The following is a 15118-nucleotide window of genomic DNA, read 5'->3' as shown; positions in this document are numbered from 1 at the left end:
AGTCGAGTCCTCTTGCAGCAGCGTGCTGTCTCCGAAGATGATCAGACTGTGCCCGGCTGGCGCCTGTGCGTGTTCGACAAAGCAATATCCCAAGCCTTCTTCAGCCAGCAGCCGTTCGACAAAATCCAGATCGCTTTCCCGATATTGAGTGCAGTAACTGCGTGGGCGTACCCGAGTGAGCAAATGCTCGGCATCGCCCGTGATCTGCCAGTGTGCGTAGGCGGGATACCCGGCAAACACCTGCTCGACGATTTGCAGCACCGACAGGTCCTGAAACACCCGGCTGTTCCTACCTTGGGCCAGCACCCACAACCATGGCCTGAGTTCCAGGTAATACCGGGTCAGCGCGCCGTCGGTATTTTGATTGCGGACACTGACGACCAAACCGCTTCGCGAACACTGGCTGCCGTCGGCCAACGTCGTCAGCAGGCGAAGCGTCTGGCCGAGCATTTTGTCGAACGCGATGTCATGCTCGGGACTGAGCGTCAGCAAGTCCCATCGGAATAAATTGGATAGCTGCTCGAACCCCGTCCATCGTTCGACAAGCATTCGATCAAAGGGCGCGGGACCTTGCAGCTCATACAGTCGAGTAGCGCTATTGATGCGAGGTGTGAGAGTTGTCATAGGGGCTATCCATTGCGAAGTTGATAACTTCATTGCGCGCTGTGAAATTATTTCTAATGATTGCTGATGTTCCAAAACGCGGTGATCATTGCAAAACTGCATGTGCGAATGCGCGGATTGTAAGCATTTTTTCACGCCTCAATATAGCCCTCAGGTACCAACATTATGCAAACTGTCGATTATTTCCTTGAACCTGTAAACGTCCTACAGCACGCAGGGAAAGATCTTACATACTCTGTAGAATTTGATGACATCAAAAAGCTTCGTAGTTCTGATGATCCAACTTTGGATCAGGGTGAATGGGTCACCGACCTGAAAGTCGCCAATTGGCCAGAGGTCATTAAGCGGTGTTCCGAATTGTTGAAGAGCACTACCAAGGATCTGCGACTAGTCATTTGGATGACCGAGGCCATGGTTCATACCAAGGGGTTTGCCGGGCTGGCCGATGGATATTCTTTGTTCGCCAGTTTATGTGATCGCTATTGGGACACTATCCACCCGCAACCGGAGGAGGGTGATCAGGAGCAGCGTGTGGGCACCCTGAGCTGGCTGCTTGCCCACAGTGTCGTGTGGTTGACACTCATTGACGTAGTCGACGATGGGCAAAGCAAATATACCCTCGGAGACTATGCGGCGGCGCGCTCGCGATCAGGTGTCAACAGGTCGGGGGAATCCTCATCCGTCACTCTGGAGCAGTTAGATAGGGCGCGAGCCGCCACACCTGTGGCGTTTTACGAAAAGCTGTGGCAAGACGCTGGTGCAGCAATGGCCGCACTCGAGTCGTTGCAGGCATGTGCTCAAGAATTGCTGGGAGAGCAATCGCCTGGCTTCTCGGCAGTTTTTGAGGCCTTTGGGGGTGTGGTCGGCACAATCCAGCGTTTCGCTAAAGACGCCGGTGTCAGCATGCCATCGCAGGTCACTCATGCGGTTGAGGTCGATGCGTCGTCCGGTTCAGCCGATGTGGCCCCGCCAAGCGGTGCAGTCATCGGCTCCATCACGTCACGAACGGAAGCCTTGGCAATGTTACGTCAGGTTGCGGAGTATTTCCGACAAGCTGAGCCCCACAGCCCCGCCGCGTACCTGGCCGATCAGGCCGCAAAATGGGGAGGAATGACATTGCATGAATGGCTTCCCTTGGTACTGCGCGATGAAGGGGCTCTGGGCCGGCTGCAGGAACTGCTCGGGGTTTCAGCTACGTCTCAGCCTTGAATAGAGCCCGGTCGGTGTTAGCGCCGACCCGGGCATAGAGTGTCTTCACCATCCGGTTGAGCACATATTTTTTGTCTGCACTGGATCCCGGCTCGCGTATTGGGTGCAGGACAATTATCGAGGCGGTCCTGTAGATCGAGAAGCTTGGAAGATTTGCCGTCTTCGGAATACCGCATCAGGGCTATCAAAACGTCCACATCGCTCGAAGGCGCTGCCTTTTTTGCCGCCTGAGTCGTCAGGTGCGACGTTGGCTGCGCAGAGCGCAGGGTCCTTGGCGATACGGTTTTCGCAACGTCTTTTGGGGGTGGTTGCACGACTTTTGGCGCCTGGGTTGGCGGTGAGGGAAGAGGCTCGTGGACGATAAGGGCGCTACTCGACTGGGGTGCAAGGGGCTGCTGGGTTGTTCCCGGCTTAGGTCCAATGCTGGCGGCTGGCAAGACATCAACCTGCGTGTCGACGGATGCCGTAGCACTTGTCGTTTCAGCCGAGTCGTAGCTGTCACGTAGCGTGTAAAGCGTGATCCCGACGGTGCCAAACATAAGCATATAAAGTATGGGCAGGATACGCCGCGACCAGCGTGAGAAGGGCAGCGCTCTTGTATTTTCAGTCGTCGGCGGCACCACATGGTGGGTGCCGTTGGGAGCGACAGAGTCATCCTCAATCAGGAGGCTCGGCGGCTGGCGGTTAGTGTTTTTTGGATTCAAACGAGACGTTTCCAGACAAGAGTTCAGTGTCGAAAGTTGTCGTACTTTAACCTGTTCGGGGGATGTATTTGAATAGCTGAAAACATTCATCGGATGTATTGTTGGTGTTCCGTTGGCGCAAAAACATAATCGGCTTGTTGTACGATCTCTATTCCTTTCTTACGAGGAGAGACGAGTAGGGTGTGCGCTTTCTGCTTTCGAATGTATGTCGAGATGTACGTGTCATGGTGTATTTTTTTGTCGGATTGGTGTTTCTGATTTCGCTGTTGGTGGTGGGCGCCCTGATGTTTCCATCCGTCGTGCTTATATGTTGGGATCGCGCTGTAGGATTCGCTCGTAATGGATGTAGGAAAATTCTGAAAGTTTTCGAATCGGTATTTTTTTTAGTAACTCGATCTTTAATTGGATACATTGCAAGCGTTTGCCAAGGGATCGTCTTCCATTTCAGACAACACCGGTTGGTATTGATTGCTGCAATGGTGGTGCTGGGATTTCCGCCGATGTTGGTGGTCCTGCTTCGTGGCCCCGTCATGCTCGAAGGGTATGAGAGAGCATCTGTGACTGCAGGATCGCAGCAGAGCTTGATCGCCAGCTTGCTGCAAGGCGAGCGACTGGTGCCGCCCCGACCCTTGCCGCCACAGGTATTCACCTCTGCGGAGGTTGAGCGCATACGTCCGCGCATCTCCACGGCAGATCGTTCGTGGGAGAGGCTGGATGCTGAATTCATGCAGCAATTGCTGGTGGTTTACAAAATCATGCGTGACCGTCATGGCTACGAGATGGCCCTACTGGAGGGCTACAGGAGCCCGGAGAAACAAGCCGCCCTCTCATCGAAGGTCACAGGAGCCGGCCCAGGACAGAGCTATCACCAGTACGGCTTGGCGGCAGACAGCGCTTTCATGCGGGATGGCAAATTGGTTATTTCAGAAAAGGACGCCTGGGCCATGAAAGGTTACGAGCTGTATGGCCAGGTAGCGGAAGAAGTCGGGCTTACATGGGGCGGACGTTGGAAGCTGCTCGACTTCGGGCATGTCGAGTATCGACGGTCTGGATCCGGACCGCCCCGAAGGCGCTAGCTTCCACTGGCCATTATTAATAACGATGAGGGAACAAACGTTGACTAGGCATTTGATTTTGAAAGGCGACAAAACTACTCACGGCGGTGAAGTCATTGAATGCAGCCCAATTTCCAGGGTTGGCGGCATCGGCGTTGCTCGCGTGGGGGATGCAGTCACCTGTCCCATACACGGCAATACCGTTATCGATACGGGCGATGGGGCATTGTTGCTGCAGGGGCAGTCGGCTGCTCGCCACGGCGACTCTACGGCATGTGGGGCGTCTCTGATCGCCAGCCAAGCTTCGACCTATAGGCCCTAAGTTTTCAGGGGGAATCGGACGGCATGGTGTTAACGCGTTTATTCGGGCTCAAATCGCTGCTGGTGGTGCTGGTCTTTTTCTGTGTCTGGGTGCGGCGGGCTTGGTCATGGCAGGAGAGTTTTCGGCTCCCGAGTGCCGAGGAATTCGTAACTGATTTCTTCCTCCTGCCTGTTCTGGTTTGCGTTGCTTTGTGGCTTTTGAAGAAGATGATTGGTTATCTGATCAAGCCACGCATACAGCCTACGGCTGACGGTAATCACAACGAGCCTGAAGAGCAGATACCTGAGTCCGTCGGCTATCTGGATATTCGCGATGTTGAATTTCGGTTACCGGTTGGCTGCTCTCCCGACGACGTCGTAAGGGCTCTGAAGCAGCGCGACCTGCCAGGGTTTCACTACGCGCTGAAAACTTCGGACGGCTCACCGGTGCGGGCCGCGTGGATTCAGAATGTGATGACTGCCGACTTTGCCGAGATTGGATCAAGCAGGTCGTCTCTGGAGACTACCGTTGAGCGTGCTCTGCTACTCGCCCTTGATGCCTTGCAGTCGATCGCTCTGCGTCACGTTGCGCGCGGTGATTCGAAAGCGGCCCTCCAGATCCACTTTCTTGCGCCAGCCCGCTGGGGTACCCGCACGGTCGAGGCTGCTGAACAGTGGTTGGGGAAGGGGTTTGCATCATCGATGCCGCCCTCGGTGCAGTTTCATCTCAGCGTCCAGTCGGTTACCGGTGCGATAGGTGCTTTGAAGTATCTCAATAAGCTCATCACCCAGGTCAATTACGACCTCGATGACGCTGGGCATCTGCTATTGGTGAGCGATTCATTCATCGGAGAGATTCCGGTGGCGCGCTGGGATAAACAAGGTCGTCTGTATGCCACTGAACGACCTGAAGGCCTCATCCCGGGAGAGGGGGCCTGCGCTTTGTTGCTGGGCGCAGCTCCGACAACTGATTCGGATTCTTCATTTGCGCGGGTGCAGCAGGTCGATATCCGACAGTGCTATCCCTCGGCGAACAAAGACGCTGATCCACTCTGCGAAATGCTTGGCCAGCGCGACGGCATACGTGATGGAGTCGGGACAGTTATCAGCGATTCGAGCCACAGAGCAGTGCAACAGACCGAAGTCGCCGCAATGCAGCATGCATTTTTCCCAGGGCTGCATCCCATCAAAAACAACCTTGCCTTGACCGCCGGATGCGGCGAGATGGCTGCCGTTGCTCCTATAGCCTCATTGGCGCTGGCAGCACACCTGAGCGTGCGCTTGCAAATTAACACCCTGATGGTCTCCGTTCAGGATGACGGATGGCGAGCAGCAACATTGGTTCATCCCCCCTCGGTAGAGGCCCAGCCAGCTCATGATGAGTCGGTATGACGGTCTCATTTTCTGTAAGTATTTGGATTGCTCGACATGATTAGCCGCATCACCGCTTTCTTTACGTTCAAGCGCATATTGGTACTGCTTGCAGTAGTCGTTCTAATCACTCTGCTGTTGCTGGATGCCTCACTGATCAAGCCTGCGATCCTGATCGTGCTCGCAGTCGTGGCGTTGGGTGTTCTAATCGCCGGGGTCAGAAATCGCTTAAAGGCCATTCGGGCGTCGGAAGGCCTGAAACAGCTGATCTCAGGTGATACCTCCACAACCGACAGTGGTGAAACTCAAGCATTGAAGGAGCGTCTTCAGGCAGCTGTCGCCAAGATCAAGTCTTCGCGGATGGGCCGATTAAAAGGGTCTGCTGCGTTGTATGAGTTGCCCTGGTATCTGGTTATCGGTAATCCCGCCGCAGGCAAGAGCACTGCGATCCTCAACTCCGGTTTGCATTTTCCGTTTACAGATCAGAAAGGCAGTGTGCTGCAAGGCATCGGGGGGACTCGAAACTGCGATTGGTACCTCACCAGCGAAGGCATCTTGCTTGATACGGCCGGGCGGTACTCTGTGCAGGACGCCGATCGAGGGGAGTGGATTTCCTTTCTGCACATGTTGCGCAAACACCGTCCCCGCGCGCCCATCAACGGCATCATCATCGCTGCCAGCATTGCTGAATTGGTCAGCAAGCCGCCGGAATTCGCCATCGAACTGGCAAAAAAGCTGCGGCTGCGAATTCAAGAATTGACCGACAGCCTCGAAGTTATTGCTCCGGTTTATATCGTCTTCACCAAGGCAGATCTGATCGATGGGTTTGGTGATTTTTTCGCAAGCCTTGAGCCATCGGAGCGAGAAAAAGTCTGGGGCTCGACCTTTGCTTTCGAAACCGATGGCAACCTGAACCCTGTAGGGCAGTTCGAAGCTTACTTCGCCGAGCTGTGCGACGGCCTCAAGGAAATGAGTCTGGCTCAGATGGCGGTGAATCGTGGGAAACCTCACGCGCCGGGCTTGCTGACATTGCCTCTCGAATTTGAAAGCTTGAAGCCCTGTCTGCGGAGTTTTCTCACGACGTTATTTGAGGAAAACCCCTATCAGTATCGGCCGGTGATACGAGGTTTTTACTTCACCAGTGCCATTCAGGAAGGCTCGTCAGTCCATAGCGTGTCGGATGACATTGCCAGCCTGTTCAGCTTGAGTGAGTCGGCAAACAATAAGAAGGTGCAGCCAACGGCACGTGACAGCTACTTCCTGCTCGACTTGTTCCGCAAGGTCATTTTTGCCGACCGTCAACTCGTCCGTCAGTACTCCAGCGCACGCCGTATTCGTAGGCGGCTAGTCGTGGTGCTTGGCACAGCCTTGCTGCTCGGGGGAGGGCTGGCAGGTTGGGCCGTTTCGTACACCAACAACCGCCAATTGGTAAGCAATGCACAGGCCGATCTGCAGCAGGCTGTTTTGATACAACAGGATCGGGTTGACCTGCAAGCGCGCCTCGAAGCGCTCGAATTGCTGCAGGATCGCCTTGCCCAATTGCAGAAATACAGAGCGGATCATCCGTTAATGCTGGGGCTTGGTCTCTACCAGGGTGATGCGCTGGAGGTTCTGCTACGCCAGGAGTATCTCAACGGTATGTCCCATCTAATGCTCAAGCCCGTTACAGAACACATGGAGGCTTATCTGGCCAGTGTTGGCAAAAACGCGGCGCAGTTAAAACTTGGGACTGCTACACAGGCGAAGCCAAACTCTCAAATCGCAGGCGTGTATCAGCCAGCATCGCCCATAGATGTTCAGGAGGCGTACAACGCTTTGAAAGCTTACCTGATGCTAGGAAACGTCCAGCGTGTTGAACCCGTCCATCTTGGGGATCAACTGACCCGCTTTTGGCGTCACTGGCTCGAGGCCAATCGTGGCGTGATGGATCGAGAAGTCATGGCTCGCCATGCCGAGCGTCTGATGTCCTTTTACATCGGTCAATCTTCCGCTCCTGATTGGCCAACGGTAAATAACAAGGTGACATTGATCGATGATACGCGCCTTGCCTTGAGTGGAGTCATGCAGGGTATGCCTGCACGCGACCGGGTCTATGCAGAAATCAAGGCTCGCGCCGCGACACGCTTCCCGAGTATTTCGGTAGCTGGCCTTCTTGCAGGGGACGACAGCAAGATCTTTTCAGGCAGTTATGCGATTTCAGGTACGTTCTCCCGGCAAGCTTGGGAAGGTTACGTGAAGCAGGCTATCCGCGATGCTGCGAACAAGGAGCTCAGTACCACCGATTGGGTCCTGCAAAGCATTCGATCTGATGACCTGACTCTGTCAGGCAGCCCCGAGCACATTCAAAAGGAGCTGGAGCAGCTATACGCGCAGGAATACATAGTCGAGTGGCGTAAGTTTCTACAAGGCATCTCGGTTGCCGAATTTGGCGATTTCAGACAGGCAAGCCTGGCGATGAACCAGCTGGGTGACCCGCAGAACTCGCCAATGCGCAAGCTTTTGGAGTCTGTGTATCTGCAGACTTCCTGGGACAACCCCTCCCTTGTCAATGAAGCTGTCAAGTCTGCTTGGGCCAGATTCTGGGAGCGCTGGAATGAGCCGGCTCCTGAAATGACCACTCCAGTTGTAAAGGGGGAACTCACGGTAGGCCCTGTCGGACGTGAATTCGCCGGTATCGCTCGACTAATGATTGCTCGCGATGGCGCGCCATCGCTTTTGCAAAGTTACCTCGAGGTGCTCTCGCGAGTGCGTACGCGACTAAACGCCATTCAAACTCAGGGTAACTCGGGTCCAGGTGCGCGGGAGTTGGTGCTGCAGACTCTAGACGCCAGCGCGGGCTCGGAACTGTCTGCCGGTCTGACACTGGTGGATGAGCAATTGCTGGCCAGTATGGAGGACAGCCAACGCCGGTCGTTGCGTCCGCTGTTGCTGTGGCCAATGATTGAGACTTTCAGCGCTATCATTCCGGCAACTCAGCGTGAGCTGAATCAGGTCTGGAAAGATCAGGTCTTCGAGCCGTTCCAGCAATCGCTGGCGGGTAAGTACCCGTTTGCTACCAACGGCCAGATCGAGGCAACAAGCGCAGAGATTGGGGCCATCTTCGGGCCACAGGGGGCAATCTCCAAATTTGCCTCTGAAAGCCTAGGACCATTGGTCATCCGTCGCGGTAATGTTTTGGCCAGCAAACAGTGGGCGGATGTCGGCGTGACCCTCGCGCCGGCCCTGATGAGCAACTTTGCCCAGTGGGTCGCCCCGTTGGGAGAGTCGGCGGACGGCGGTTCGACGTCCATTTTCCAGGTACTGCCTGGTTCTGCCATTGGCTTCAGTGAGTACACACTATTGATTGGGGACCAGCAGTTGCGTTATCGCAACACGCCTGCGCAATGGACCAACTTCGCCTGGGACAACAATAAAGCCAACCAGACCGTGAAAATCAGCCTGGTCACCTACGACGGCAGGACTCAGGACATCGCGAGTTTCTCAGGCCAGAACGCGTTGGGGCAATTAATTCAAAGCGCCAACGGACGAAAAAATACAGACGGCTCGTATGAGTTGAAATGGACACAAGGGGAGTGGTCCGTACCTGTCTCGATGAAAATCATTAGCAACCCGCAAGCCAATGCGGATGGATCACAACGCCAAGGCCTGACGGGTGCCCAGCTGCCAGCTCAGGTGGTCGGCACCCAAGAGGAGAGTGCGCTATGAGCTCGACAGACCTTACTTTGCCAGTCTGCTATTTCGGAAAACTGCCGAGCCAGGGTGACTTTTTGAAAGGCGGTGAGAACCGCCCGCTTCTCGCACTGCTGGATCAATGGGTCACGACGGGGCTTGAAGCTCTGACTGAAGACGTCGCGTGGAAATCGCTATATGACAGCGCTCGGCCTGTTGACTTCGCCTTCATGGGATCCCGCAATCGCTCCGTCATCGGCGGACGTCTAGTGCCGAGTGAGGACGCCAGCGGCCGTCGTTTCCCTTTCATGGCTGCCGTGACTTTTGAGGTCGATCACCCGTTAGGATTTGTTGCTCGCTGCCCACAATCGCTTTCGCGGTTGTGGTCGCGTCTTGGGCGGGAGCTGACAGCGGCCAAAGCCGCTTCTGACCCGACTAGCGTCCTGGCTGAATTAATCTCCGAACCCATTGAGCTAACGACCAATCCAGATGTGCTGCAAGCCACCTTCGTTGATTTTTTGGAAGCTCAGACAGTGGGCTCTCTGCAAAGCTTGCTCAATGCTTCCGGCCATCAGGTGGACGTGCGGCGTGTATTGATTGGCTTGGGAACCCTGATGAAGCCCGTGCGGGAAAGCGATGCTCCGAAAATGGGAAAAGGGCTGCAGCTTCCTCTACCTGTCGACCCAATGTACAGGCCGCTCGTGGCGACTTTCTGGCTGGATTTGATATCGGGATTTTTGGATCGAGCTAATTTAGATCTGATGTTGCTGCAGCGCATCGAACCTGTTCCGATTTTGACATTGGGCTTTCAGGGCATTTCGGCACGAGGCGTGTACGGCGTATTTGACCCTCGAAGTGAAGCCCAGGATACAGTTTTGCTGGACGATCCTGATTGGATTGAGGATCAGATTCACGGAAATTACGCGCTCAAGAAAATGTCCAGCTACACCAGTCAGAACGGGCTCTCGTTGAAGACAGCCAGATCCAGTTTTCTCGAAACATTTCTGGGAGCATGACCATGCGCTTGTTATACACCTCGATCTTGACCATGTGCTGCATCTCAGGCGGTGCCATGGCTAATCAGAGCAAAATTGTTGTAGGCGGCGTGGTGCCTGATGAGCAAACCCGAGTGGAAATCTTGTCGCGGATGCGCGCGCTGTACGGAGCAGACCGTGTCTCAGATGAGCTTGAGGTAGGTAATGTCGTCGCGCCCGCCAACTGGGATCAATACGTTCTCAAGATGATCGATCCCAACCTCAAGCAGATTTCGAAAGGAGAGATCCGCGTGGATGGAAACCAGATCCACCTCAGCGGCGAGGTGGCGAATGAAGCACAGCGCCAAACGGTCACCAGTAATTTGGCTAGTGCATTCAATAAGACCTACAAGCTGAACAACGCATTACAGCTGCGCTCCGAGCAAAAGTCCTTGGACGACACACTGGCCAATCGCACGGTTGAGTTTCAAAGTGGCAGTGCAATTCTGACAACTCGAGGCCGCGTGGTGCTTGATGAGATGGCGCGTGCGATTCAGCAATTGGGCGGGGCTAGAATCGCCATCATTGGCAACACTGATGACGTTGGAAATCGCGATAGCAATATTGAGCTGAGCCTGGCCCGCGCGAGTGCGGTACGCCAATACCTGATCGGCAAAAGGATCGAATCCGGCATGTTGTCGGTGACGGGTAACGGTCCGGATTATCCTATTGCGGATAATGCGACCGCTGAAGGCCGAAGCAAAAATCGGCGGATCGATTTCAAGATCCTGAATTAATTGAGGTACGCCTCCAAGCGGGTCGTATCGTGCCTCTGCCCATTTTATGAAGAATTCTGATGACGCTAACCACACCTGAAGCTACTGCAGTTATCGCGGCCTGCGGAGTCGCAGCCCAGCTCTTGATCGCTTACCTGTCCCGACGACAGATTGCGAAGCAGCTTGATCTTCAACACTTGGTATCCCATCGGACAACCGCATCTTTCGTTGCGGATAAGCGCCAGAAGTGGATTGATGAACTGCGCACGGACATGGCGGCCCATCTGGCCTCGTCGCAGGAGATCCTCTGGAAATGGCAGGGTATGCGCTCGCGTGCCGGACTCCGAGTTGAGGAAGAAGCTACCGATAAGGCAGGCGTAGTCGACCACGCCAAGGCCATTAAGATTTACCAGGAGGCCGCCGACGCCTTCTCACCGGAAAACGGTGCGCGTGACCGCGAGCACCACGAACGGCATCTGCGCATCATGTTTCGTCTAAATCCAGAGAAAGAGCTGCACATCAAGTTGAGGACGTGCCTTGAGCACATCCGAGAATCGCTGCATACCACTCAAGGTGCAGACTCTCCGACAGAGGCCCACAGGCTGCTTAACTTGGCCATTCGCCTGATAGGGGAGGCGCAAGGACACACGCAAGCCATATTGAAAGCTGAGTGGCAGCGCGTGAAACAGGAAGTTGCCTACCCAGAGGCGCTGATGTCGACCATTCCAAAACCTAGGAGGGGACCGTGACGAGGGTTATTCCGCGTCGGCCTGGCGCGTGGCCTGATCGAGGCGTTCGGCGGTCTGCACCGCGCCATTGAGCTGGGCGTGGGCTTCGCTGATGTCCATCTGCGTGGATGTAGCGCCAGCCCTTCTGGTCGCTGAGAGCAGCAAGCCTTTCTCGGCGCGGACATGGCCCCAGGCCTCGGTGGACTCGACAAAACCTTCGCCGCGATAAGCGCCACGTTCGGCGCCCTGTTGCTCGATCAAATACCCCAGCGCCAGGTGACTGTCGCCAGTGGCGTTGCGCAGCTCGTGACGTAACTGGCCGCTGGCATCGTCGAGCAGCCATTGACTGGCGCAGCTGCCGTCGAGGTTGCGGGTTTGCAGGCCGGACAGCGTGCCAAGGTTGTTGACGGCGCTGTCCGTGGTTCGCTGGCAAATAGACCCTTTCATCTAACTGCTTACCACGAGCCATACGGCACGCCGAATTTCTCGACGTAGGCTTTTGAGGTAGGAGAAAGTGGACGGTATTTGCCGCCAGACTTGCCGTCATACGGCCCGGTCGGGTCTACCGTGGCCTGAACCCTTCCGATCTCGATCGGTGTGAGGCATGGGCCCGTTACCCAAGCCTTGGCGATGCCGCCGGGTGCCAAACCTATGACGATGGCTTTGCGGTATTGCACTTCTGTTTTTCCGGTGAATTGACAGAAAGCTCTGTCCTTTTTTCGCATGATCTCCCTGATCGACTCCGGAATATCGATGCGTGTGTGATAAATCTGCGGTTCAACCAGCGATTGCCATCGCACATAGATCTGTTTGGGCAGGGCAGCCCCTTTGATGTATTTCCCTTTGCCCCAGCCCATACGAGCAGGCCAGCCTGCGGGTTTGCCTTTGAATATATCTGGAGGGTCTTCGCTAAAAGTACTCGGATAACTCATGGCCGGTATCCCTCGGGCTGCCTCAATACGGACCATCCCATCGATGCCAATGGCATCGGCGGTTTCGATCCAGACCTCCATGTACGACGGTGCAAAAAATCCCAATCGCCAAGCGTCGTAAGGCAATGAACGACTGTTCACAGCTGTACAGCCACTCAAAATGAATAGTGTAAGTATTAACGACAAAAACTTATTCATTCGGGTGCTCCGTGCGCAGGTCGTTATCGCCGGGGCGGTTGGTGAACAGCGTGTCGCGTTCAGCCGACGGGTGAGTGATGGGGTTCCAGTGAGCAGAGAGGTGAATGTAGCGTTGGTAGAGCAATGCTTTTTCAGTCGCGTTTAAACCGTAGGTGCTGGATCGTCCCAAGGCATAAGCCATAAGTTTTTCATTGATGGGCTGGAGTTCAGAAGGCAAGGCAAGCCGCGCATCGCTGTCGTCGATAGTGTCAAATGGCAAGGCATGGTGTATTGCCAGATCGCGCATGCCCATCACGCGCTGATGCGTTGAGAGCTCACCATGAACCATATGGAATGCCGAACTTCTCGACGTACGCTCTAGACTCAGCCGATGGCTGGACGAATTTGTCACCAGATTGGCCATCATTTGGCCCTGTCGGATCGACCTTGGCCTGTACCCTCGTGACCTCAATAGGAGACAAGCAGGGGCCGGTTACCCAAATTTTTGCGATGCCGCCGGGTGCCAGACCGATGACGATGGCTTCGCGGTAGCCGGTGATCCATTTCGCGTCGAAGCGACAAAATGCTTTTTCGCCTTTGCGCATAATTTCTCGGGTTGATTCAGGGATGTCGATGCGTGCGTGATAGATCTGGGGCTCGACCAGCGATTGCCAACGAACATAGATCTGATTGGGAAGGTCCGCTTTGAGATATTTACCTTTGCCCCAGCCTACGCGCTCGGGCCAGCCTTTGGGGTCGCCTTTGAATTTGTCTGGTATACCCTTGCTTCGCGCCCGCGGATAGCCAATGGACGGCACGCCTCTGGCTGCTTCAAAGATGACATAACCACTGTTGTCCAAGACATTGACTGTTTCAATCCATACCTCCATGTAATCGGGGGCAAATACACCTAGGCGCCACGCGTTGTATGGCATTGAACGACCGCTTGCTGAAGTGCAGCCTGTGAGCAACATCGATAACAGGATGAGCGACAAAAGCTTATTCATCGGGATGTACCGTTCGCAGGTAGTTTTCGCCAGGCCGGTTGGTGAACAGCGTGTCGCGTTCAGCCGATGGGTGAGTGATGGGGTTCCAGTGAGCAGAGAGGTGAATGTAGCGTTGGTAGAGCAATGCTTCTTCAGTCGGGCTTAAACCGTAGGAACCGGACTCCCCTAGCGCATAAGCCATAAGCTTTTCGTGGATGGGCCGGAGCTCAGAAGGCAGGGCAAGTCGTTTATCCTCATCAGGGACTTCCAGAAACGGCACGCTATGCTGCACTGCCAGTTCTCGCATGATGCGCAGGTAGATGAGTGCCAGATCATTGCGCACTTCGCGCTGGCTGCTCACCGCGGCATAAACCCGCTTTGTGTGAGAGACATCGCCATTGGCATTGTTGGTGACGTCGACATGCCAGCTACGTATTTCCAGCGGCAGGGCGTAATTGGCATACATTGATTGGACCTGCTGCAAGTCTTGTTGGGTGAGTTGATAGCTGACAGCGCTGTGATTTGGTGCGGTTTTAGCGATTTCGTTGTTGCGAGGTTTGCTCAGCATCACGCGCTCGACCATGTCGGGCAGATATCCTCCGCCCAGATCGGAGTGCACGCCGGGGAGAAAGATCTCGGCACCGCTAGCCTGATTTAGCGAAAAGTTATAGCGACGTTCGTCTTTGGCCACCAAATGCACAACCTTTCGCGCCACGTCCGGCGCCAAGCGAATGTCGATGCCAGGGTTGATGGCGTTATTGCCGCTGAGGTCGCCGTGCATCCAGTCGGCAATGGCGGCGACCGTGTCGAAAATGCCGATATAGTTGATACAGAAATCCGTTTGAGGTCGCCAGGCGAAGCTTTCAGTCAAGCCTGGTGAGCCGGCAGGGATGGCTTTGGCGACGACGCTGCGTTCTCCTTTAAGTACTTCATTCGCAAAATCTCTCGCCGCAGCTGCACCGCGACTGAATCCGAAGATGTCGAATTCGATTCTGTTTATGCGTTTATCAGGATTATTTAGCTGAAACGTTCGCAGGGTTTTGAGTAGCAGGCCGGGACTTTCTTCAACCCGGGCCCTGACCCCTTGCGCGCCGAGCCCCGTGGCTTGCGAGTATCTGGAATCGTCTTGCGTGCTGCTCGTGCCAATGCCTTCGACGTAGACGGGAAACGAGGCCTCAGTCTCGTCATCTGAAATTGGCTTGTCGCTGTCGTCTCTGTAGAGCTCAAAGAGTTTCGCCACATTGCTGCTGTCATTTCCGAAACTGTCATCGGGTGCGCCGCCGTTGCCGTCAAACCCGTGCTGTTTGCAGAATTCGACTATGTCAGCCGCCGCTTCTGCAAGGTTCACGTCGCGGGCAAAGCACGCGCGGGCTTTCTCACTGTTATCTCGATTATTCCCCGTGCCATCAAAAAACATTCCGATACGCAGGGTAATCAACTGCTCAATCTCGACCTCTTCTTCCTCTTCCTCGATCTCCTCAACTTCGTCAGCCTCATCTAGCAGGCTTTCCGCAGGCGCACTTTCTGCATTTTTCAACGCCAATGGCAACGCAGCCGCCATCGCACCTGCTACAACCCCCGTCGACAACTTGAATTTCTCCGCATCGATGGAG

At 55.0% G+C, this 15118-nt stretch carries 14 protein-coding genes; 8 read left to right on the top strand and 6 right to left on the bottom strand.

The genetic code is table 11. The annotated features are described in order from the left end of the window. Positions 1–624 (bottom strand): type VI secretion system Vgr family protein (locus NPS29_RS27855; protein ID WP_274136680.1); only part of this gene is annotated, 624 nt, incomplete at its 3' end. A gap of 165 nt (positions 625–789) precedes the next feature. Between NPS29_RS27855 and tssA the strand changes: the two genes are divergently transcribed. The 8 genes from tssA (at position 790) to NPS29_RS27815 (ending at position 11431) form a co-directional block, all read left to right on the top strand. Next, a complete protein-coding gene (gene tssA, locus NPS29_RS27850) occupies positions 790–1833 on the top strand; it encodes a type VI secretion system protein TssA (RefSeq protein ID WP_274136679.1) in 1044 nt (347 codons plus the stop codon). 886 nt (positions 1834–2719) lie between these two features. Next, positions 2720–3613 carry a M15 family metallopeptidase gene (locus NPS29_RS27845; RefSeq protein ID WP_274136678.1) on the top strand — a complete coding sequence of 298 codons (894 nt, stop codon included), beginning with the start codon at positions 2720–2722 and terminating at the stop codon, positions 3611–3613. Then, the gene (locus NPS29_RS27840) at positions 3567–3914 is read left to right on the top strand and encodes a PAAR domain-containing protein (protein WP_337993929.1); all 348 of its coding nucleotides are present in this window, start codon (positions 3567–3569) and stop codon (positions 3912–3914) included. Before NPS29_RS27845 ends, NPS29_RS27840 begins: the two co-directional genes overlap by 47 nt. 23 nt (positions 3915–3937) lie before the next feature. Beyond that, positions 3938–5284: a hypothetical protein gene (locus NPS29_RS27835; protein WP_274136677.1), complete on the top strand. Its 1347-nt coding sequence runs from the start codon at positions 3938–3940 to the stop codon at positions 5282–5284. A gap of 36 nt (positions 5285–5320) precedes the next feature. Then, a complete protein-coding gene (gene tssM / locus NPS29_RS27830) occupies positions 5321–8968 on the top strand; it encodes a type VI secretion system membrane subunit TssM (protein WP_274136676.1) in 3648 nt (1215 codons plus the stop codon). Continuing rightward, positions 8965–9948, top strand: coding sequence for a type VI secretion system-associated protein TagF (gene tagF, locus NPS29_RS27825; protein WP_274136675.1), 984 nt, complete (start codon positions 8965–8967; stop codon positions 9946–9948). The genes tssM and tagF overlap by 4 nt, the downstream gene beginning before the upstream one ends. Positions 9949–10004: 56 nt before the next feature. Further along, positions 10005–10703: an OmpA family protein gene (locus NPS29_RS27820; RefSeq protein ID WP_274136674.1), complete on the top strand. Its 699-nt coding sequence runs from the start codon at positions 10005–10007 to the stop codon at positions 10701–10703. A gap of 59 nt (positions 10704–10762) precedes the next feature. Continuing rightward, positions 10763–11431 carry a hypothetical protein gene (locus NPS29_RS27815; protein ID WP_274136673.1) on the top strand — a complete coding sequence of 223 codons (669 nt, stop codon included), beginning with the start codon at positions 10763–10765 and terminating at the stop codon, positions 11429–11431. A 6-nt stretch (positions 11432–11437) separates the two neighbouring features. On the opposite strand, the gene NPS29_RS27810 is transcribed toward NPS29_RS27815, so the two are convergent. The 5 genes from NPS29_RS27810 to NPS29_RS27790 form a co-directional block, all read right to left on the bottom strand. Continuing rightward, positions 11438–11857, bottom strand: a complete 420-nt coding sequence (locus NPS29_RS27810) for a type VI secretion system Vgr family protein (RefSeq protein WP_274136672.1) — start codon at positions 11855–11857, stop codon at positions 11438–11440. An 8-nt stretch (positions 11858–11865) separates the two neighbouring features. Then, positions 11866–12540 carry a DUF2931 family protein gene (locus tag NPS29_RS27805; protein WP_274136670.1) on the bottom strand — a complete coding sequence of 225 codons (675 nt, stop codon included), beginning with the start codon at positions 12538–12540 and terminating at the stop codon, positions 11866–11868. Next, positions 12533–12826: a hypothetical protein gene (locus NPS29_RS27800; RefSeq protein WP_274136668.1), complete on the bottom strand. Its 294-nt coding sequence runs from the start codon at positions 12824–12826 to the stop codon at positions 12533–12535. The genes NPS29_RS27805 and NPS29_RS27800 overlap by 8 nt, the downstream gene beginning before the upstream one ends. Positions 12827–12854: 28 nt before the next feature. Continuing rightward, complete coding sequence (locus NPS29_RS27795; protein ID WP_274136666.1) at positions 12855–13526, bottom strand: DUF2931 family protein; 672 nt, start codon at positions 13524–13526, stop codon at positions 12855–12857. Then, a partial coding sequence (locus tag NPS29_RS27790) for a T6SS phospholipase effector Tle1-like catalytic domain-containing protein (protein WP_274136664.1) occupies positions 13519–15118 on the bottom strand: 1600 nt, incomplete at its 5' end. The genes NPS29_RS27795 and NPS29_RS27790, both read right to left, overlap by 8 nt.

The sequence above is a fragment of the Pseudomonas putida genome (genome assembly GCF_028682175.1).
Lineage (GTDB): Bacteria > Pseudomonadota > Gammaproteobacteria > Pseudomonadales > Pseudomonadaceae > Aquipseudomonas > Aquipseudomonas putida_AD.
Note: the sequence above shows the minus strand (reverse complement) of the source record. Positions and strands in the feature narration are given on the sequence as shown.

Bases quoted from the DNA above. Each gene is read 5' to 3' on its own strand.
- tssA (WP_274136679.1), top strand. From the start codon at position 790: ATGCAAACTGTCGATTATTTCCTTGAACCTGTAAACGTCCTACAGCAC.
- NPS29_RS27840 (WP_337993929.1), top strand. From the start codon at position 3,567: ATGTCGAGTATCGACGGTCTGGATCCGGACCGCCCCGAAGGCGCTAGC.
- NPS29_RS27835 (WP_274136677.1), top strand. From the start codon at position 3,938: ATGGTGTTAACGCGTTTATTCGGGCTCAAATCGCTGCTGGTGGTGCTG.
- tssM (WP_274136676.1), top strand. From the start codon at position 5,321: ATGATTAGCCGCATCACCGCTTTCTTTACGTTCAAGCGCATATTGGTA.
- tagF (WP_274136675.1), top strand. From the start codon at position 8,965: ATGAGCTCGACAGACCTTACTTTGCCAGTCTGCTATTTCGGAAAACTG.
- NPS29_RS27820 (WP_274136674.1), top strand. From the start codon at position 10,005: ATGGCTAATCAGAGCAAAATTGTTGTAGGCGGCGTGGTGCCTGATGAG.
- NPS29_RS27815 (WP_274136673.1), top strand. From the start codon at position 10,763: ATGACGCTAACCACACCTGAAGCTACTGCAGTTATCGCGGCCTGCGGA.
- NPS29_RS27810 (WP_274136672.1), bottom strand. From the start codon at position 11,857: ATGAAAGGGTCTATTTGCCAGCGAACCACGGACAGCGCCGTCAACAAC.
- NPS29_RS27805 (WP_274136670.1), bottom strand. From the start codon at position 12,540: ATGAATAAGTTTTTGTCGTTAATACTTACACTATTCATTTTGAGTGGC.
- NPS29_RS27800 (WP_274136668.1), bottom strand. From the start codon at position 12,826: ATGCGCGATCTGGCAATACACCATGCCTTGCCATTTGACACTATCGAC.
- NPS29_RS27795 (WP_274136666.1), bottom strand. From the start codon at position 13,526: ATGAATAAGCTTTTGTCGCTCATCCTGTTATCGATGTTGCTCACAGGC.